18 protein-coding genes are annotated in these 19690 nt (G+C 73.4%); 10 read left to right on the forward strand and 8 right to left on the reverse strand.

All coding sequences use genetic code 11. The annotated features are described in order from the left end of the window. Window positions 1-19 precede the first annotated feature (19 nt). Both FHX44_RS13065 and FHX44_RS13070 read left to right on the forward strand, forming a co-directional pair. Complete coding sequence (locus tag FHX44_RS13065) at window positions 20-937, forward strand: ABC transporter ATP-binding protein (RefSeq protein WP_147256048.1); 918 nt, start codon at window positions 20-22, stop codon at window positions 935-937. Further along, window positions 934-2124: an ABC transporter permease gene (locus FHX44_RS13070; RefSeq protein WP_147256049.1), complete on the forward strand. Its 1191-nt coding sequence runs from the start codon at window positions 934-936 to the stop codon at window positions 2122-2124. Before FHX44_RS13065 ends, FHX44_RS13070 begins: the two co-directional genes overlap by 4 nt. Here the strand turns inward: FHX44_RS13070 and FHX44_RS13075 are convergent, their stop codons facing one another. The 4 genes from FHX44_RS13075 to pdxH form a co-directional block, all read right to left on the reverse strand. Beyond that, window positions 2125-2364: a hypothetical protein gene (locus tag FHX44_RS13075; RefSeq protein WP_147256050.1), complete on the reverse strand. Its 240-nt coding sequence runs from the start codon at window positions 2362-2364 to the stop codon at window positions 2125-2127. A 95-nt stretch (window positions 2365-2459) separates the two neighbouring features. Next, complete coding sequence (locus FHX44_RS13080; protein ID WP_147256051.1) at window positions 2460-3761, reverse strand: citrate synthase; 1302 nt, start codon at window positions 3759-3761, stop codon at window positions 2460-2462. 105 nt (window positions 3762-3866) lie between these two features. After that, window positions 3867-5219: an MFS transporter gene (locus tag FHX44_RS13085; RefSeq protein WP_147256052.1), complete on the reverse strand. Its 1353-nt coding sequence runs from the start codon at window positions 5217-5219 to the stop codon at window positions 3867-3869. 126 nt (window positions 5220-5345) lie between these two features. Then, on the reverse strand, window positions 5346-5999 hold the full coding sequence (pdxH, locus tag FHX44_RS13090; protein ID WP_147256053.1) for a pyridoxamine 5'-phosphate oxidase: 654 nt from the start codon (window positions 5997-5999) through the stop codon (window positions 5346-5348). Window positions 6000-6144: 145 nt separating this feature from the next. Between pdxH and FHX44_RS13095 the strand changes: the two genes are divergently transcribed. Then, window positions 6145-7308 carry a citrate synthase 2 gene (locus tag FHX44_RS13095; protein WP_425469129.1) on the forward strand — a complete coding sequence of 388 codons (1164 nt, stop codon included), beginning with the start codon at window positions 6145-6147 and terminating at the stop codon, window positions 7306-7308. Between the two features lie 42 nt (window positions 7309-7350). Here FHX44_RS13095 and FHX44_RS13100 read toward each other — a convergent pair whose 3' ends face one another. Next, window positions 7351-8622 (reverse strand): MFS transporter, encoded by a 1272-nt coding sequence (locus tag FHX44_RS13100; protein ID WP_425469130.1) that lies wholly within the window; start codon window positions 8620-8622, stop codon window positions 7351-7353. A 70-nt stretch (window positions 8623-8692) separates the two neighbouring features. Between FHX44_RS13100 and FHX44_RS13105 the strand changes: the two genes are divergently transcribed. Beyond that, on the forward strand, window positions 8693-9655 hold the full coding sequence (locus tag FHX44_RS13105; protein ID WP_147256055.1) for a GlxA family transcriptional regulator: 963 nt from the start codon (window positions 8693-8695) through the stop codon (window positions 9653-9655). Here FHX44_RS13105 and FHX44_RS43830 read toward each other — a convergent pair. Next, window positions 9634-10968 carry a glycerophosphoryl diester phosphodiesterase membrane domain-containing protein gene (locus FHX44_RS43830; protein ID WP_147256056.1) on the reverse strand — a complete coding sequence of 445 codons (1335 nt, stop codon included), beginning with the start codon at window positions 10966-10968 and terminating at the stop codon, window positions 9634-9636. The two genes, FHX44_RS13105 and FHX44_RS43830, sit on opposite strands and share 22 nt — an antisense overlap. A 721-nt stretch (window positions 10969-11689) precedes the next feature. On the opposite strand from FHX44_RS43830, the gene serC reads away from it, so the two are divergent. The 6 genes from serC to FHX44_RS13140 all read left to right on the forward strand — a co-directional run bounded on the left by serC (window position 11690) and on the right by FHX44_RS13140 (window position 18028). Then, complete coding sequence (gene serC, locus FHX44_RS13115) at window positions 11690-12826, forward strand: phosphoserine transaminase (protein WP_147256057.1); 1137 nt, start codon at window positions 11690-11692, stop codon at window positions 12824-12826. A gap of 142 nt (window positions 12827-12968) precedes the next feature. Next, on the forward strand, window positions 12969-14249 hold the full coding sequence (sepH, locus tag FHX44_RS43225) for a septation protein SepH (protein ID WP_147256058.1): 1281 nt from the start codon (window positions 12969-12971) through the stop codon (window positions 14247-14249). Between the two features lie 93 nt (window positions 14250-14342). Continuing rightward, window positions 14343-14990 (forward strand): phosphatase PAP2 family protein, encoded by a 648-nt coding sequence (locus tag FHX44_RS13125; protein WP_170308891.1) that lies wholly within the window; start codon window positions 14343-14345, stop codon window positions 14988-14990. Then, window positions 14987-16468 carry a sensor histidine kinase gene (locus FHX44_RS13130; RefSeq protein ID WP_147256060.1) on the forward strand — a complete coding sequence of 494 codons (1482 nt, stop codon included), beginning with the start codon at window positions 14987-14989 and terminating at the stop codon, window positions 16466-16468. The genes FHX44_RS13125 and FHX44_RS13130 overlap by 4 nt, the downstream gene beginning before the upstream one ends. Further along, window positions 16465-17118 (forward strand): response regulator, encoded by a 654-nt coding sequence (locus FHX44_RS13135; protein ID WP_147256061.1) that lies wholly within the window; start codon window positions 16465-16467, stop codon window positions 17116-17118. Before FHX44_RS13130 ends, FHX44_RS13135 begins: the two co-directional genes overlap by 4 nt. Before the next feature lie 52 nt (window positions 17119-17170). Further along, complete coding sequence (locus FHX44_RS13140) at window positions 17171-18028, forward strand: SMP-30/gluconolactonase/LRE family protein (protein WP_147256062.1); 858 nt, start codon at window positions 17171-17173, stop codon at window positions 18026-18028. Window positions 18029-18133: 105 nt separating this feature from the next. Here FHX44_RS13140 and FHX44_RS13145 read toward each other — a convergent pair whose 3' ends face one another. Further along, window positions 18134-18688 (reverse strand): DUF2537 domain-containing protein, encoded by a 555-nt coding sequence (locus tag FHX44_RS13145; protein WP_147256063.1) that lies wholly within the window; start codon window positions 18686-18688, stop codon window positions 18134-18136. Between the two features lie 75 nt (window positions 18689-18763). Then, window positions 18764-19573 (reverse strand): TrmH family RNA methyltransferase, encoded by an 810-nt coding sequence (locus tag FHX44_RS13150; protein WP_147256064.1) that lies wholly within the window; start codon window positions 19571-19573, stop codon window positions 18764-18766. Window positions 19574-19690: the final 117 nt, after the last annotated feature.

Consider the following 19690-nt stretch of genomic DNA (forward strand, 5'->3'; position numbering starts at 1 on the left):
CTGGCACTACTGTCTGTGCGTGCTGGAGATCGCACGGATCAGCAAGCGGTTCGGGACGCGGCAGGCGCTCGACGACGTCTCGTTCACCGTCGAGCCGGGCGAGGTGTTCGGGTTCGTCGGCAGCAACGGGGCAGGCAAGACCACGACGATGCGCATCGTGCTCGGCGTGCTCTCCACCGACGCGGGAGAGGTGAGCTGGAAGGGCCGCCCGGTGGACGCCGACCTGCGGCGACGCATCGGGTACATGCCCGAGATGCGGGGCCTCTACCCGAAGATGCGGGTCGGTGAGCAGCTGCGCTACCTGGCCCGCCTGCACGGCCTCTCCGGGCCGGACGCCGCCGCGGCCGTCACGCGGTGGACCGAGCGGCTCGGCGTCGGCGCCCGGCTCGGCGACGAGGTGCAGAAGCTCTCCCTCGGCAACCAGCAGCGCGTGCAGCTGTGCGCTGCGCTCGTGCACGACCCGGAGGTGCTCGTGCTCGACGAACCGTTCTCCGGCCTCGACCCCACGGCCGTGGAGGTGATGAGCAGCGTGCTGCGCGACAAGGCCGACGCCGGCGTCCCGGTGATCTTCTCCAGCCACCAGCTCGAGCTCGTGGAGCGGCTGTGCGACCGGATCGGGATCATCGCGGGCGGGCGCATGGTGGCCGTCGGCAGCGTCCCCGACCTGCGGGAACGGGACGGCGCCGCCGCTGTGCTCGACGTCGAGGGGCCGCCGGCGGGCTGGGCGGCGGCCCTGCCGGGTGTGGAGGTGCTCAGCGACGACGGGGCCGGGCACACGCGCGTGCGCCTCGCCGCAGGCACCGACGACCAGGACGTGCTGCGGGCCGCGCTCGCCGCGGGGCCGGTGCACGAGTTCCGCCGGTGGCACCCGCCGCTCACCGAGCTCTACCGCGACGTCGTGCAGGCAGGCCCGGCGTCGACGGAGGCGGTGGCGTGAACGCGCCGCTGCCCGCCCGCAGCGCGGTCGTGCTCGTCGCGCGCCGCGAGTTCGTCACGCAGGTCCGCTCGCGCAGCTTCGTGATCGGGATCCTGATCACGCTCGTCTTCTTCGCCGGGATGTTCCTGCTCGGCAGCTACATCAGCGGCCAGACCTCGAGCCACGCGCTCGGCGTCACGCCGCAGGCCGCGGGCCTGCGCCCGGTCCTCGAGCAGACCGCGCACGGCCACGGGGTCGAGCTCGACGTCCGGCAGGTCGACGAGGCCCCGGGCCGCGAGCAGGTGCGGGACGGCGAACTCGATGCCCTCCTCACCGGCGCACCCGGGGCCTTCGACCTGGTCGGTCACGACTCGGTGGACGGCGGCCTGCAGGCGATCGTGCAGGCGGCGGTCGAGCAGCAGGCGGTGTCGGCGGCCCTCGCCGGAGCCGGGGTCGACCCCGCACAGGTCGCGAGCTCATCAGCGCTCGCCGTCACCACGCTCGAACCGTTCGACAGCGGCAGCGGGCAACGGCTCGCGATCGCCTTCGTCGGGACGTTGCTGCTGTTCTTCTCGCTCAGCGGGTACGGCAACCTCGTCGCAACCGGGGTGGTCGAGGAGAAGCAGAGCCGGGTGGTGGAGCTGCTGCTCGCCACGATCACACCGTGGCAGCTCCTGGCCGGCAAGGTCATCGGGCTGGGCGCGGTGGGGCTGCTGCAGCTGGTGATCCTCAGCGCCATCGCGGGCCTCGGCGCCGCAGCCGCCGGGCTCCTGGTGCTGCCGGGCGCCGCGCTGGGCATGTTCGTGATGGTCGTGCTCTGGTACCTGCTCGGCTTCTTCCTCTACGCCTCGCTCTACGCCGCCGTCGGCTCCACGGTCTCCCGGCAGGAGGAGCTGCAGTCGGTGGTGGCACCGATGATCTTCCTGCTGCTCATCCCGTTCATCCTCACGGTGAACCTGCTGCCGAGCGACCCGCGCAACGGCCTCGCCGCCGTGCTGTCGTTCGTGCCGTTCTTCTCGCAGACGGTGATGCCCGCGCGCTACGCCCTCGGCGTCGCGTCGCTGGGAGAGGTGCTGGTGGCCGCCGCGCTCGCCGCGGCCACCATCGTGGTGGTGGTGCGGGTCGCCGGGCGCATCTACCGGAACTCGGTGTTGCGCACCGGCGCCCGCGTCAGCCTCCGCGAGGCGCTGACCAGCAAGTCGTCCTGATCAGGCCGTCGGAGCGGGACGAGGCCGCGGCGACGGGCGACGAGGCGCGGCGTCGGCAGCGGCCGGGGCGGGCACGGGATGCGGGGCGGGCGCGGCCTCCGGGGGCAGCTGCCACTCCCCGCCGTACTCCGCTCTGGTTGCCCGCCGCGACCGGACGACCCACACCGCGATCGCCAGCAACACGGCGAGCACCAGCCATCGGCCGCGACGACCCCGGTGCCCCTCGACGTTCTTCGCCATCGACTCTCACCCTTCCGCCGGATGCGCACGAAGGGTAAGCCGTTCGCCCGCCATCCGCGTCACGCCCCGCCGCCCTGGCGCGCCGGGGCACCGGATCAGCGGTTGGCCATCGGCACGTACGGGCGCTCGGTGGCACCCACGTACAGCTGGCGCGGCCGGCCGATCTTCGTGGCCGGATCGTTGATCATCTCGCGCCAGTGGGCGATCCAGCCCGGGAGGCGGCCGAGGGCGAACAGGACCGTGAACATCTTCGTCGGGAAACCCATGGCCCGGTAGATCACGCCGGTGTAGAAGTCGACGTTCGGGTAGAGCTTGCGCTCGACGAAGTAGTCGTCGGCCAGCGCCCGCTCCTCGAGCGCCTTCGCGATGTCGAGCAACTGGTCGCTGACACCGAGCTTCTTGAGGATCTCGTCGGCGCTCTGCTTCACGATCCGGGCGCGCGGGTCGTAGTTCTTGTAGACCCGGTGCCCGAAGCCCATCAGCCGGGCGCCCTTCTCCTTCTTCTTGACGCGCTCGACGAAGGCGTCGACGTTGCCCTCCTCGACGTCGCGGATCCGCTGCAGCATCTCCAGCACCGCCTGGTTGGCACCGCCGTGCAGCGGCCCGAACAGGGCGTTGATGCCTGCCGAGATGCTCGCGAACAGGTTCGCCTGCGACGAGCCCACCATGCGGACGGTGGAGGTGGAGCAGTTCTGCTCGTGGTCGGCGTGCAGGATGAGCAGCACGTCGAGGGCGCGCACGAAGTCGGGGTCGACCTCGTACGGTTCGGCCGGGAACCCGAAGGTCATCCGGAGGAAGTTCTCGACGAGGCCCAGCGAGTTGTCCGGGTACAGGAACGGCTGGCCGATCGACTTCTTGTAGGCGTACGCCGCGATCGTCGGCACCTTGGCGAGCAGCCGGACGGTGGACAGCTCAACGGCGTCCTCGTCGAACGGATCGAGGCTGTCCTGGTAGAAGGTCGACAGCGCGCTCACGGCGCTGGAGAGCACCGGCATCGGGTGCGCGTCGCGCGGGAAGCCGTCGAAGAACCGTTTGAGGTCCTCGTGCAGCAGGGTGTGGCGGCTGATCCGGTTCGTGAACGAGTCCAGCTGCTCCTTCGTGGGCAGCTCCCCGTAGATCAGCAGGTAGCTGGTCTCCAGGAACGAGGAGCTCTCCGCGAGCTGGTCGATCGGGTACCCGCGGTACCGAAGGATGCCGGCGTCACCGTCGATGTAGGTGATCGCGGACGCACAGGAAGCCGTGTTGCCGTATCCGGAGTCGAACGTGACGAGTCCGGTCGACGGGAGCAGCTTCCCGATGTCGAACGCGGAAGCACCCTCGGTCGCCGGCCGGATCGACATCTCGTACTCGCCGCCGGGGTGGTTCAGAACAGCGGCGCTGGTGGTCTCGTCGGCCATGTGGAGGTTCCCTCACACTCATGTTTTGCGTGGTTGGCCGCAACGCTAGTGCTCCGGATCCAGGTTGCGCCCCTCCTGGCGTTGACGCGTTCATCACGACCGTTGTCACACGCCGTGCACAGGGCGGTAACGCCAGAACGCCGGGAACGCCGCGGCCACGACCACCGCCCCGACGACCACGAGGACGCCGCCGACCGTCGCCGCCATGCCGGGCCCCCACCAGTCGGCTGCCGGGCCGTGCCACATGTCCGCGACCCGGGGACCGCCGACGACGACCACCGAGAAGACGCCCTGCATGCGCCCACGCATCTCGTCGGTTGCCACGGACTGCAACATCGACATGCGGAAGACGCCGCTCACCATGTCGCCGGCACCGGCGACGGCGAGGAAGATCACTGCGAGCCACAGCGACCCGGCGAGCCCGAAGAGCGCCACGCCGAGACCCCACACGCAGATCGCGAGCGTGACGGCGACGCCCTGGCGCCGGATCCGGTTCAGGCTGCCGGAGAACAGCGCGGCGATGACCATCCCGGCCGGGATCGCGGCGAACAGCAGCCCGTACGCGAGCCCCCCGCCCGGCGGGTCCCCGTACACGGTCTGCGCGAGCTCCGGGAACACCACGCGCGGCATGCCGAACGCCATCGCCACGATGTCCATCAGGAACGACACCAGCAGCACGGCGTGCAGGGCGGCGTACCGGAAGCCCTCGGCGATCTCCCGCAACCCCGCCCGCCTGCGCTCGCCACCCGTCTCGGGCGGCACCGGTGGCAGCTTCCAGGTGGCCCACAGCGTGGCGAGCAGCGCCACCGCGTCGAGCAGGTAGAGCGTCGGGAGCCCGATCACCGGGATCAGGACGCCCGCGAGCAGCGGCCCCGCGATCGCGCCCGTCTGGTAGACGGTCATGTTGAGCGTGTTGGCGGCGGGGAGCTGGTCGGCGGGCAGCAGGCGCGGGATCACGGAGTTGCGCGCCGGCTGGTTGACCGCGAGGAACGCCGTCTGCACGGCGAACAGACCGAGCACCAGCCAGACCCCGCCCACGCCGCTCGCCGCCGTGACCCACAGCGCCAGCGACGACAGCGCGATGCCCGCCCCGCTGAGCAACAGCAGCGTGCGCCGGTCCATGGCGTCGGCGATCGCCCCGCCCCACAGCCCGAAGACGACCAGCGGCACGAGCCCGAACAGGCCGGTCAGCCCGACGTACGCCGACGAGCCCGTGAGCTCGTAGATCTGCGCGGGCACCGCGACGACGGAGAGCTGCGCTCCGATGACCGTGACGATGCCGGCCGTCCACAGCCTGCGGTAGGCCGGGGTGCGCAGGGGCCTGGTGTCGGTGAGCACCCCGCGCACGGCCCGGGCGATGCGCCTGGTGGCGGGCTCGGGGCGCCCGGTCGGGCTCGTGGGGGCGTCCGGGCCGGCGTCGATCGGCTTCGTTGGCCCATCCGGACCGGACGTTGTCATACGACAACGACTACCACCCGACCCGGCCGGAGCGCGCCCCGGTTCCACCCCGAGTGCCCTGCTTCACGGCAGAACCAGACGAATCACCCGACACGCGCGCGCTGACCGAAGTGCGCGCGAGTCGGGTCAGGGGGCCAGGCGGCGGATGCGCCAGGTGCGGCTGTGGGGATCGTGCTCGAAGCGGAGCCGGTCGTGCATCCGGTTGCGCCTGCCCTGCCAGAACTCCACCTGCTCCGGCAGGATCCGCCAGCCACCCCAGTGCGGCGGGGCGGGGACCTCCTCGTCGGCGGCGAAGCGCTGGGTGGCCACCTCCAGCGCATCGTCGAGCACGCGACGGTCCCGCACCTCCACGGACTGGGCGGACGCCCACGCACCGAGCTGGCTGCCGCGGGGACGGCTGGCCCAGTACGCCGCGTTCTCCGCTGCGGAGACCAGCTCGACGTGGCCGCGGACGTGGACCTGCCGGTGCTGGGCGTACCAGGGGAAGGTGGCCGAGGCGTACCGCGTGGCGCGCAGCTGGTGGCTCTTGGCGGACGTGTAGTTCGTGTAGAAGACGATCCCGCGGGCGTCGAGGCCCTTGCACAGAACGGTGCGCGAGGACGGCCGGCCGTCCTCACCCGTGGTGGCCAGCACCATCGCGTTCGGTTCCGCGACACCGTCGCTGATGGCCTCGTCCATCCACCGCGCCAGCTGCTCGTGCCACGTGGCAGCGAGATCACCCACGTCCAGCTCGTCCGTGCGCACGTAGTCGACGCGCATCGTCGCCAGCTGCTCTGCCATCGACGCCCTCCCCCGGTAGCGGACCCACCACGCTATGTGCAACACCAGCCGATGGGCACCCCCGGTGACCGATGACACCCGGTCGCCCGTTGCACCACCTCCGATGCAGCGGGAGGGTTGCGACAACCACGACGAGGAGGACGCGGTGACCACTGCGCCGACCGCACCGGGATCCGACCAGGGCCATGAGGCGGTACCCCCGCCCCCGCCCGGCTTCGCCCCCGGCCTGGAGGGCCATGTCGCCTTCCGCACCCGCATCGCAGAGCCCGACAAGGACGGCGGATCGCTGCGCTACCGCGGCGTCGACATCGAGGACCTCGCCGGCAAGGTGACCTTCGGCAACGTGTGGGCGTTGCTCGTCGACGGCCGCTTCGGGCCGGGCCTTCCGCCCGCGGAGCCGTTCCCGATCCCCGTGCACACCGGCGACGTCCGGGTGGACGTGCAGGCAGCGCTGGCGATGCTCGCCCCCTACTGGGGTTACCGCCCCCTGCTGGACATCGGCGACGAGGAGGCCCGCGACCAGCTCGCCAGGGCATCGGTGATGGCGCTGTCGTACGTGGCGCAGTCGGCGCGCGGGATCGGCGTGCCCGCCGTGCCCCAGTCGCGCATCGACCAGTGCTCCACGATCACCGAACGCTTCATGACGCGCTGGCGGGGCGAACCGGACCCGGCGCACATCGCGGCCGTCGACGCGTACTGGGTCTCCGCCGCCGAGCACGGGATGAACGCGTCGACGTTCACGGCGCGGGTCATCGCCTCGACCGGCGCCGACGTCGCCGCCTCGCTGTCCGGCGCGATCGGCGCCATGTCCGGCCCGCTGCACGGCGGCGCACCCGCCCGGGTGCTGCCGATGATCGAGGAGGTCGAGCGGACCGGCGACCCCGATGGCCTGGTCAAGGGCATCCTCGACCGCAGGGAGCGCCTGATGGGTTTCGGCCACCGGGTGTACCGGGCCGAGGACCCCCGCGCCCGCGTGCTGCGCCGAACGTGCCTGGAGCTGAAGGCCCCGCGCTACGAGGCCGCCGCTGCGCTCGAGCAGGCGGCGCTCACCGAGCTGCGCTCCCGCAGGCCGGACCACCCCATCGAGACCAACGTCGAGTTCTGGGCCGCCGTGATCCTCGACTTCGCCCAGGTGCCGCCGCACATGATGCCGGCGATGTTCACCAGCGCCCGTACCGCGGGCTGGTCGGCGCACATCATGGAGCAGAAGCGCGAGGCCAAACTGGTGCGCCCGAGCGCGCAGTACATCGGCCCCGGCCCGAGGCGCCCGGAGGACGTCGAGGGCTGGGACGAGATCAACCACGCCTGATTCCGACGAACGGCGCTGTCGTGCCACTGAGGGAGTCGGAACCTATCCGACGAGCGCGCCGTTCGTCGGGACGCGCTTGCGCACGAGGAGCGAGAGGAAGCCCGCCACCACGCAGATCGCGCCGCCCGCGTACCAGGCCATGTCGTAGGCGCCCAGCTCGTCGCGCACGATGCCGGCGCCGAGCGCCATGGCCGCGGCGCCCACCTGGTGCGAGGCGAACACCCAGCCGAAGACGACCGGTGCCGCCGCGCCGAAGAGCTCGCGGCACAAGGCCATCGTCGGCGGGATCGTGGCCACCCAGTCCAGGCCGTAGAACACGATGAACGCCACCATGTTCGCCTGGATGTCCGGCCCGAACAGTGCAGGCAGCGCGAGCAGCGACAACCCGCGCAGCACGTAGTAGACGAGCAGCAGGTAGCGCGGGTCCACGCGGTCGGTGAGCCAGCCGGACGCGATGGTGCCGGCCACGTCGAAGATCCCGACGAGGGCGAGCAGTCCCGCCGCCACCGTCTGCGGCATGCCGTGGTCGTGCGCGGCCGGGACGAAGTGCGGCTGGATCAGGCCCATCGTCGTGGCGCCGCAGATCATCATGCCTGCGGCCAGGTACCAGAACCCCTTCGTCCGAGCCGCGTCGGCGAGCACACGCAGGGCCATCCGGGCGGCCCCGGTGCGCACCGGGTCGACGTCGTCGGCCGGGGTGCCGCCGTAGGGCGCCACCCCGAGGTCGCGGGGCCGGTCGCGCAGCAGCCACATCACGAGCGGCGCGACGGCGAGCGCAGAGAACGCGACCGCCAGCGACGCAGGCCGCCAGCCGTACGCTTCGGCGAGCTGGGACACGAGCGGGAGGAACACCAGCCCGCCCGCGGCGCCGCCCGCGGTCAGCACACCGGAGACGAGGCCGCGCCGGGCGACGAACCAGCGCCCCGTCACGGTGGCCACGAGGGCGAGCGCCATCGACCCGGTGCCCAGGCCGACGAGCACGCCCCAGCAGAGGATCAGCTGCCAGCTCGCCGTCATGAACACGGTGAGGCCGCTCCCCGCGGCGACCACCACGAGAGCGGCCGTGACGACCGGGCGGATGCCGAAGCGTTCCATGAGCGCCGCCGCGAACGGAGCGGTGAGTCCGTAGAGCGCCATGTTGACGGCGGCGGCGAGGGAGATCGTGCTGATGGACCAGCCGAACTCGTCGTGCAGGGGGGTCATCAGCACGCCGGGCACGGCTCGGAACCCGGCCGCGCCGACGAGGGCGAGGAAGGTCACGGCCGCTACCCACCAGGCGGGGTGGATGCGTCGCGCGGTCTCAAGCTGCGTCACGCACCGAGCATCGCTGTCCCGGGCGCGATCCAACAGTGGCCCGACGGCCAATACGTGAAAGAATCCGGCCATGGGTGCGCGCCACGAGGTCGCCGTGCTGGCGCTGCCGGACGTGGTGGCGTTCGAGCTCGGCCTTCCGCACAAGCTGATCGGCACGGCCGTCGACGACGAGGAGCGCCTGCTCTACCGCGTGCGCGTGGCCACCCTCGACGGTGGCCCGGTTCGCACGTCGGCGGGGTACCAGGTGCTCCCCGAGCACGACGCCTCGATCCTGCGCACCGCCGACACCGTGATCATCCCCGGCATCTACAGCGGATCGGCGAAGGACCGCGGCGTCCTCGAACCGGACCTCGCCGCGGCGCTGCACGGCCTCTCCGCCCGGATGGTCTCGATCTGCACCGGCGCCTTCGTGCTCGCCGCCGCCGGCCTGCTCGACGGCCGCCCGGCCGCGACGCACTGGATGCACGCCGAGGCGTTCCAGGCACTGTTCCCGCAGGTGAAGCTGGACCCGGACGTCCTGTACGTCGACGACGGCGACGTGCTCACCTCCGCGGGCAACGCCGCAGGCATCGACCTGTTGCTGCACATCGTGCGGCGCGACCACGGCGCAGGCGTGGCCAACCGGGTGGCCCGCCGCAGCGTCGTCGCACCGTGGCGCGAGGGCGGGCAGTCGCAGTTCATGGAGCCGATGCCCGACCCCGACGGCCCCGGCACGGCACGCACCAGGGCATGGGCCGTCGAACGCCTCCACGAACCGCTCGGCCTCGCCGACCTCGCCGCGCACTCCGCCATGAGCGTGCGGACCTTCACCCGCCGGTTCCGGGAGGAGACGGGCATGAGCCCCACCCGCTGGCTCTCCACCCAGCGGGTGGCGGCGGCGAGGCGGCTGCTGGAGACCACGGAGCTGCCGGTCGAGCGCATCGCCGCCGAGTGCGGGTTCGGCACGACCGCGTCGCTGCGCCAGCACCTGCACGCCGCCATCGGCGTGGCACCGCTGGCGTACCGCCGCACCTACCGCGGGGCGGAGGGATAGCGGGCCAGCTCGAGGTCGAGGCGTTCCCGGCGAATCCGCTGATCGACGTAGAGCAACCCGGTGACCCCCGTGACGAACGGGGTGACGAACGTGCCGACGACGATGTAGGCGATCGCGGCGCGGACGAGCGTGCCCGTGTCCTGCGGCTCCGGCGCCAACGCGCCGAACACGCCCAGGACGACGACCGCGGGGATGACCACGATGAGCCCGCTGAGCAGCATGATGCCGAACATCCGCCACCACGAACCGTGCACCAGCCTGCTGGAGCGGCCGAGAGCCGCCGTCACCCCTATCGGTTCCAGCACGTACGCGGCCGGCGCCAGCACCCACCGCACCGAGAGGTAGGCGGCGGCGGCCACCGCGAGCAGCACGAGCAGCACGCCGAGCGCGATCATCCTGCCGGATCCCGTCGCGCCGACGACGAGCGCGATCAGGACGGGGACGACCGCGATCGCCCCGACGGCGAGCGCGACCAGGAACGTCAACCCGACCAGGCCCGGCACCCGGTGGGCGACCGCCTGCCACGCTTCGCGCACGTCGACGCGCTGCCCGAGCACCGCCCGGCTGAGCACGACGAGCAGCAGGCCGGTGAGCGCCGCGCCGAGCACGATGCCGACGATCCCGCTCAGGAACCCGCCGGCCGCAGCAGCCGCCAGCCCGCCGGTGCGGCCCTCGGCGAGGTCGGCCGGGTCGATCCGGGGCAGGGCGAGCTCGACGATCAGCTGGATCACGTGGGTGACGACCATGACGGCCGCCGTCACCCCGATCGTCGGCAGCGGGTCGGCCCTGATGTAGCCGACGGCGCCGGCCAGGAGGTCGCCGACGGCGAGCGGGCGCAGCGGCACGATGCCCGGCCGCGGCGCCTGGCCACCGGACGCCCCGCCGTAGGGCGGCGGCCCGAACGCCGTCGGCTGGCCGTAGCCGAACGCCCCGTAGCCGGGTGGCCCGTAGGCAGGCTGCCCGTACCAGGACGGCTGGCCGTAGCCGGTCCAGTACCCGGGGGCCTGCCCGTACGCCGCAGGCCCGTACCCGGGCTGACCGTAACCCCCAGGCCCGTACCCGGCCTGGCCGTAACCCGCGGGGCCGTACTGGCCATAACCCGCTGGTCCGTACCCGGACTGCCCGAAGCCCGCGGGCCCGTAACCGGACTGGCCGAAGCCCGCGGGCCCGTAACCCGCAGGCCCGTACCCGGGCTCGGGATGCCCCGCGGGACCGCCGGTCCCGGGATCGACGGGACCGGGCTCGGTCGCGGCCTCGGTCGTTCGTTTCCCGAGGTCGATCCCCGGCAGGGTGGCTGCGCTGCTCTGCTCCACGCCTGGATCGGCGGCGGGCGGCGAAGACGCGTCCGCATCGCGAGCCGCAGCCGCATCGTGCGCACCGGCACCGGCCGCAGCCGACTCACCCGCGGCAGGTTCACTCGCGGCCGCCTCACCCGAAGCGGGCTCACCCGCCGCCGCCTCACCCGAAGCCGACTCACCCGAAGCGGACTCACCCGCCGCCGCCTCACCCGAAGCGGACTCGCTCGACGCGGGCTCACTCGACGCCGACTCACCCACGGCCAACTCACCCGAAGCCGACTCGTTCGAAGCGGGCTCACTCGAAGCCGTCGCGGCGGCGGCCGGCTCGGCCCCGGCATCGGGCGCCTCGGCCTCCCGCTGGTCCTCGTCCGGCTCGGGTACGGGGGCGGTCGGCCGGTCGCCGGCCTGCGGGGCGGGCTCGCCCGGCTGCCCGGCGCCTTGCCCGTCGGGCCGCGAACCCGGCTCCGGTCCATCCGATGCGTTCGACATCTCCACTGCCCTTTCGGCCGATGATCCACCACCATCGTGTCAGCGAACGGCCGCACCCGTGGCGCCGAACGGAGGCGGCGCCGACGAGTCGGGCGCACGCCGCCGTGACTTCACACACCCGGTGCGAGCTTCACACAAGGCCGGCGCGGTGTGATGTGCGCATTCGGTCTGTGAAGTGCGGTTCGTCTCCGGCCACCGTGAGGACCCACACCCGTTCGGGCCTCGCCGCGGCTGCGACACTGGGACCGTGACCGCTTCTTCGTCCACCGACCTGCAGATCCCCGCCGACCTCAAGCCCGCCGACGGACGCTTCGGCTGTGGCCCCTCCAAGGTCCGTCCGGAGCAGCTCACGGCACTCGCCGGGGCAGGTGCGGCGATCATGGGCACCTCGCACCGCCAGAAGCCGGTGAAGTCGCTGGTGGGGCGGGTGCGCAGCGGGCTGCGGGAGCTGTTCTCCCTGCCGGACGGGTACGAGGTCGTGCTCGGCAACGGCGGTTCCACGGCGTTCTGGGACGCCGCCGCGTTCGGGCTGGTGCGCGAGCGCGCGCTGCACCTCGCGTACGGCGAGTTCTCCTCCAAGTTCGCCGACTCCACCCGCGGAGCCCCCTTCCTCGCCGAGCCGGTGGTGGTCAATGCCGATCCGGGCAGCGCGCCCGAGCCCACCGCCGACCCCTCCTGCGACGTGCTGGCGTGGGCGCACAACGAGACGTCCACCGGGGTGTCCGTTCCGGTCGTGCGCCCCGAGGGCGCCACGTCCGACCAGCTCGTGCTGATCGACGCCACCTCCGGTGCCGCCGGGCTGCCGGTGGACGTGAGCCAGGCCGACGCGTACTACTTCGCGCCGCAGAAGGGCTTCGCCTCCGACGGCGGGCTGTGGGCCGCCCTGATGAGCCCCGCCGCGCTGGAGCGCGTGAACGAGCTCGCCGCCACCGACCGCTGGATCCCGCCGTTCCTGTCCCTCGCCACGGCGGTCGACAACTCGGTGAAGGACCAGACCTACAACACGCCCGCGCTCGCCACGCTCTACCTCATGGCGGAGCAGATCGACTGGATGCTCGGGCTCGGCGGGCTCGACGCCTGCGTCGCACGCACGGCCGACTCGTCGGGGCGGCTCTACGCATGGGCCGAGAAGTCGGAGTTCGCCACCCCGTTCGTGATCGACCCGGCCCACCGGTCCCAGGTCGTCGGCACGATCGACTTCGTCGACTCGGTCGACGCAGCGGCCGTCGCCAAGACGCTGCGGGCCAACGGCATCGTCGACACGGAGCCGTACCGCAAGCTGGGGCGCAACCAGCTGCGCATCGGCATGTTCCCGGCGGTCGAGCCGGCCGACGTCAGCGCCCTCACCGAGTGCATCGACTGGGTCGTCGAGCGGCTGTCCTGATCACCGCTGTAAGCGGTGCGTAGTCACACCAGTAACATGCGTCCCAGCTCAACCCGGGTGTCGTCGGCGCGCCTCCGACGCGGGGTGCGATCCGGCAACTAACGTCACCCGGACGGGGAGAACGAGAGCGGGAGGGCCGCTGATGCGGGCGCTGCGGGTCGTCGGGATCACCGAGGGTGGCGGTGAGTTCTCCGTCGTCCTCGAGGACCCGGTGCGACGCGAGCGCTTCACCGTGCCTGCGGACGAGCAGCTGCGCGCCGCTGCGAGGGGGGATCTCACCCGGCTCGGACAGATCTCGATCGAGTTGGAGAGCCAGTTGCGTCCACGAGAGATCCAGGCCCGGATCCGTGCCGGAGCGTCCGTGGAGCAGGTTGCCGCTGCGGCCGGTGTCCCGCTTCAGAAGATCGAGCGGTTCGCCTACCCCGTGCTGCTGGAACGCTCCCGGACCGCCGAAGTCGCCCAGCGCGCCCACCCCATGCGCCCAGAGGGACCCGACACCCGGACCCTCGGCGACGTCGTGGCCCACACCTTCGGCCTGCGCGGCCAGGAGTACGCCGACGCCGAGTGGGACTCCTGGAAGGGCGAGGACGGCAAGTGGGTCGTCGCCCTGTCCTGGCGCGCGGGGCGCTCCGACAACCGCGCGCACTGGACGTTCCAGCCCGGCGCGCACGGCGGCACCGTCACCGCCGTCGACGAGCACGCCAGCGACCTCGTCGAGGGCCTGCCCGCGCGGCCGCTGCGCACCGTCGGACCGGTCATCGACATCGCCCGCCCCGAGGACCCGGCACCCGCTCCCGGGCCCGAGGAGGAGCTGCGGGCCGTCGCCTCGGACAACGTCCGCGGCTCGCGGATCGATCCGCCACCCGCCGCCGAGGCCCGCGCCGTCGAGCGTGCCCCGGCCCGTACCGCACAGGAGCCGCGCCGGCCGGCGGCACCCGCACAGCGGCAACCCCCGCCCGCCGAGCCGCCCCGTGCCGACCCCGACCGCAGCGCGCCCGCCCCCCTCGAGGCGGGTGACCGGCGTCGGCCATCCGCGCAGGACGACGAGCCCGCCACCACCGTGAGTGGACCGGAGCGCACCGAGCGCGCCAAGCCCGACGCGGCGGAGCCGCGGGCGAACAACGGCAGCGCGATACGCGAGCAGGCCGCCCGCGAACCTGCGACGCGCCAGCCCGCGGGCCGCCCCGAGCGCCGTCGTCCGGAACCGGCCCGTCCCGAGAAGCCCAGCACGCCCGCGGCGAGCGCCGAGCCCCCGGCCACCGAGGCTCCTGCTCCCGAGGAGCCGGCCGAGGCCCCCGCTACCGCGCCCGAGCCGGCAGCCGCGGCGGCACAGCAGCCCGCCGCGAGCAAGCGCACCAAGAAGGGCAAGCCGGTGATGCCGTCCTGGGACGAGGTCCTGCTCGGGGTTCGCGGCCAGCGCTGACCCGCACCGCACGGGAACTGTTGCCGATCGACAGGGGCGACCACTGCCGTTCGGCAGCGGTGCCGATCACCCGCCGTCCCGACGCTGGGACGGGTGATCGTTGCCGACATCTCGGACGTCCCCGACGTCAGCGCCGAGTGGTACCGCCGCATCGTCGACGCCGCCGCCGAGCTGCCCGCCCCGCTGCAGGCCGCGGCCGCGTTCGCCACGGAAGCCGTGCTCGCGGTGTACGTCGCCGCGTTCGCGCTGCTGTGGTGGCGCGCCCGCACCCGGACGGCGCCGGTGGTGGCCAGGGCGCTCGCCGCTCCCGTCGTCACGGTGCTGGCGTACACGCTGAGCGAGACGGCCAAGGAGTGGAAGGCCGTCGACCGGCCGTGCCGGCTTCTCGCCGTGCCGACGATCGCGCCGTGCCCGGAGGTGGGCGACTGGTCGTTCCCGAGCAACCACGCCGCCGTCGCGGGAGCGGTCGCGGTGGCCGTGCTGTGGTCGGCCCTCCGCCTCGGTGCGGCCGTACTCGTGCTCGCCGCCGCAGCCGCCGCGTCCCGGATGGTGGTCGGGGTGCACTTCCCGCACGACGTCGTGGCCGGATTCCTGCTCGGCGCGGTCGTGGCCGCGGCGCTGCCTACGATCGCCCGCATGGGCGAGACGACCGTGCTGCGGCTGCGCTCCCGGCCCGTGGGCAGGCTGGCCCTCGGCTCGGGGCCGGTCGAGGCTCCGACACAGCCGCTCCCCGTGCGGTGAGGCTGCGGGCGACCCTGTGGGTCCTCGGCACCCTTCCGGTGCTGTGGGCGGGTCTCACCTCCTCACCCGGCCGGCTCACCCCGGCCGAGATCGCCGCCCACGTTGCGGCTCTCGGCGCCGCGGTGCTGCTCACCGAGCGGCGCCCTGCCCTCGCGCTGGCGATCGCCGTCGCCGGGTGGGAGATCGTGTTCCTCGGCCGGGCGGAGGTCGACTCGCTGCTCGGGGCGTCCGCGCTCGCGGTCGGGCTCGCGGGTGTCGCACTGCTCAGCGGGCACAGCGCGGCGTCGGGGCACCGCGATGCCGTCGTGCTCGTCCTGGGACCCGCAGCGGGCGCGGCCACGGCCCTCCTCACCACCGGTGAGGCCGACACCGCGATCGGGACCGCCGTCGGGGCAGCCGTCCTGTCCACCGTGCCGTGGACGGTGGGCCGCTACCGCCGCCTGCACGACGAGCTGGTGCGCACCGGCTGGGACCGGGCGGCCCGCTGGGAGCGCGAAGCCGAGTACGCCCGCGCCCGGGAGCGGGCGCGGCTCGCCGGGGAGATGCACGATCTCGTCGGGCACGAGCTGGCCAAGGCGGCGCTCCAGATCGGCGCGCTCGAGCTCGACCCCGCTCTCGACGCGAAGTACCGTTCCGCCGCCGGGATCGCCCGCATGGGGGTCACGGCCGCGGCCGAGCGGCTCGCCGACACCGTGCGCCTGCTGCGCGCCGAGCCCGACGATCCCGGCACCAGCGTGTCCGAGCTCGTCGAACGCAGCGCCGCGGCCGGTCTCGACGTCACCCTCGAGACCGGCGAGCTCCGCCCGCACGATCCGGTGGTGGCCGCCACGCTGACGCGGGTCGTGGCGGAGGCGCTGACCAACGCGATGAAGCACGCGCCCGACGCCCGCGTCCTGGTCGGGGTGCAGGACGCCGTGCACGGGCCCGAGGTGACCGTCGACAGCGGTCCCGCGCCGAGCGCCACCGCACCCGGCGCAGGGCTCGGGCTCGCCGGCCTCGCGGAACGCGTCCGGCTGCTGGGCGGCACGTTCACGGCCGGCCCCACGCCGGACGGCGGGTTCCGCGTCACGGCCGCGCTTCCCCGGTCACCTGCGGCCCCCGCCCCCATGACCACCGACGTCGAACACCGCCGCGCCCAGGAACGGGTGCGGCGCTCCGGACGGCGGGTCGTCCTGGCCGCCGCGCTCGTGTCGGTCGGTGGACTCGCCGCGGTGCTCGCGTACATGTGGTTCGACGCGGCCACGTCCGTGCTCGACCCGGCGGGCATCCGTCCCGGCGATCCGGTCTCGGAGGTCTCGTCCCTGCTGCCCGCCCGAATCCGCACGGACGGTCCCGGCGACGTGCCGCCGGAACCGCCCGGCGCGAGCTGCCGCTACTACAGCACCCACGCCAACCCGTTCGACGCGCGCGGCAGCGACCTGTACCGGCTCTGCGTCCGCGACGACCGCGTGGTCGGTGTGGACCTGATCGCCCGATGATCCGCGTCGTGGTCGCCGACGACGAGCCGGTCGTCCGCGTGGGTGTCGCCGCGGTGCTGGGCACGGCGGGCGACATCGAGGTCGTCGCGGAGGCCGCCGACGGGCGGGAGGCCGTTGAGCTGGTGCGGGCGCACCGGCCGGACGTGGCGGTGCTGGACATCCGGATGCCGCACCTCGACGGCGTCGAGGCGGCCGCCGAGCTGGCCCGGATCGGTTCGGCCACCCCGGTACTCGTGCTGACCACGTTCGCCGACGACGCATCGATCTCGCGTGCCCTGGGCGGCGGGGCAGCGGGGTTCGTGCTCAAGACGGGCGACCCGCAGGAGCTCATCGCGGGCGTCCGCGCCGTCGCCTCGGGTGCCGCGTACCTGTCGCCGCTGGTGACCCGCCGGGTCCTGGACGGCCTGCCGACGACGCGCCACGCGGGCAGCGCCCACGCGCGGGTCGCCGCGCTCACCGATCGGGAGCGGGACGTGCTGGGCCTGATCGGGGCGGGCCTGTCCAACGCGGAGATCGGCCGCAGGCTGCACGTCGTCGAGGGCACGGTGAAGATCTACGTCAGCACGATCCTGGGCCGCCTGGGCGTTCGCAACCGGGTGCAGGCCGCGATCGTCGCCCACGACGCCGGGCTCATCCCGCCCGATGCCTAGTGCCCCGCACCAGTAGTTGTCGAATCGGGCGGCTCCCGTTCGTATGGGTGGCATGAGCGACGTTCTGCTGACCGGATTGAAGATCGGTGAGTCCGCGCGCTGGCACGGGGGAAGGCTGTGGCTGTCCAACTGGGGCACCCAGCAGGTGCTGGCGGTCGGCCTCGACGGCACCACCGAGGTGATGGCCACCGTGCCGACCACCATGCCGTTCTCGATCGACTGGCTTCCGGACGGACGGCTGCTGGTGGTCGCAGGGCCCGAGGGGCGGCTGCTGCGCCAGGAACCCGACGGTTCGCTGGTCGATCACGCCGATCTGAGCGGCCTCGGCGCAGGCCTCAACGAGATCGTCGTGGACGGCCGCGGCAACATCTACGTCAACGGCGGCACGGACTTCCACCCGGACGCGGGCGAGGCGCCGGGGTTCGTCGCGCTCGTCACCCCCGACGGGGCCGTGCGGCGGGTCGCGGATCGGATCGCGTTCCCGAACGGGATGGCCGTGACGCCGGACGGTTCGACGTTGATCGTCTCGGAGTCGTTCGCCGGCACACTCACCGCGTTCGACATCGAGCCGGACGGGAGCCTGTCGAACCGGCGGGTGTGGGCTCCGGTGCCCGGCGACGGCATCGTCCTGGACGCCGAGGGTGCCGTGTGGACTCCTGGCTGGACCGACGACGGGCCCGCCTGTCTGCGGGTGGCGGAGGGCGGGGAGGTGCTGGCCACGGTCCCGCTCAACCGGGCGGGGTTCGCCTGCACGCTCGGCGGCGAGGACGGCCGGACGCTGTTCGTGCTCGCGGCGGACTGGCACATGCAGGAGGGTTTCGAGGAGAACATCCGACGCCTGCTGACCGGCCCGGAGACCGGGCAGGTGCTCACCGCGCGCGCCCCGGCCGCCCACGCCGGTCGTCCATGAGAACGTGTTCGGGAAGCGCGGAGCGGGCCACCCAGGGCAGCCGGGACCTGCTGGATCACCGGCGTCTGCGGCCCACCTGCGGGCATCTCGAACACCTACTGAGCGTCAACCGAGCTCGCCGAGGAGCAGCACGATCCACGCGACCGCGAGGCCGGCGGCGGCGCCGAGCGCGGGCCAGCGCCAGAACCGCGTGAGCCGCAGCAGGTGCAGCGAGGGCGCGAGGCCGAGCCCGACGAGGATGTTCGCCGGCACCCAGAGCAGGCCGAACGCCTCGGCGAACGCCCGGCTCAGCGCGACGTCGCCCACCGCGACGACCACGGCCGTGAACACGGACACACCCAGGCCGGTGGCCCACGGCGTGGGCTCGGCGTCATCGGGCCGGCGCGGGATCAGACCGGTGGGCGGGGCGGGCACCGCCTCGACCCGCCCGGACACGGGATCGGTGTAGGTGACGGTGCGGCCCAGGGCGTCGGCGACGCGGACGGCCAGCTGACGCCCCCTGCGCTGCAGCATGTCGCGCTCCTCGGCCCCGCCCGATCCGGAGACGGTGACGGCGAACGCCGCCCACTCGCGCAGCGCGTCCTCGAGCTCGGCCGGCAGGGGTGGATCGCCCGCCCGGCGCTCACCGAGCAGGACCCGTCCCCCCGAACCGAGCCGCACCCCGCCAGCCTAGGTCGGCGGTGTTCCGGTGGCAGCGTGAGAACGGACCAATCGGGCTAGTGCCCCGGCGGGGAACTAAGGCGGCGGCGTAAGCGCGTGGAACGCCACGGCCGCCGCCGTGGCCACGTTCAGCGAGTCGACGCCGGATGCCATCGGGATCCGGACCCGCAGGTCCGCGGCGGCGAGGGCCTCCGGGGTGAGCCCGGGTCCCTCGGCACCCAGGAGCACCGCGACCCGCTGCCCGCCCAGCGCCGCCGAGGCGAGCGGTTGCGCGTCGGTGGCGGGGGTGAGCGCGGCCACCCGCAGGCCGGCGGCCCGCAGCAGGTCCAGCGACGCGGGCCACGGGCCGGGCAGCTCGGCGAACGGGACGCGGAGCACGTGCCCCATCGAGACGCGCACGCTGCGCCGGTAGAGCGGGTCGGAGCAGCGCGGGCCCAGCAGCACCGCGTCGACGCCCAGCGCCGCGGCGTTGCGGAACAGCGCTCCGAGGTTCTCGTGGTCGTTCACGCCTTCCAGCACCGCCACGAGCCGGGCGTGCCGCAGCAGCTCGGTCACGTCGGGCGGCGCGGCCCGGTCGGCCACCGCGAGTACGCCCCGGTTGAGGTGGAAACCCACGACGGCGGCCATCGTCTCCGCGTCGGTGGCGTAGGCGGGCACGGGGAGCGCGGCGAGGTCGCCCGCCAGCTCGTCGAAGCGCCGGGGAACGCCGAGGAGCGAGCGCACCGGGTACGGCGAGTCGATCATCCGGCGAACGACCACGACCCCCTCCGCGATCACCAGTCCCCGCCCGCCGGGCCGGTCCGGACGGCGGTCGGCAGTGGTGAGGTCGCGGAAGTCGTCCACCCGGGGATCGGCCGGGTCCTCGACGCGAGTGATGGTCGCCACGAAGGCAAATAGTCGCAGGCTGCGCCGGTCGGGCTGCAGCGGTCATCCGGTCGGCCGTAGCGCAGGGATCACCACGGGTGCCAAGGTGGACAGCCCGCGCGCGACGCGGCCGCCGCC

The organism is Pseudonocardia hierapolitana, assembly GCF_007994075.1.
GTDB lineage: Bacteria > Actinomycetota > Actinomycetes > Mycobacteriales > Pseudonocardiaceae > Pseudonocardia > Pseudonocardia hierapolitana.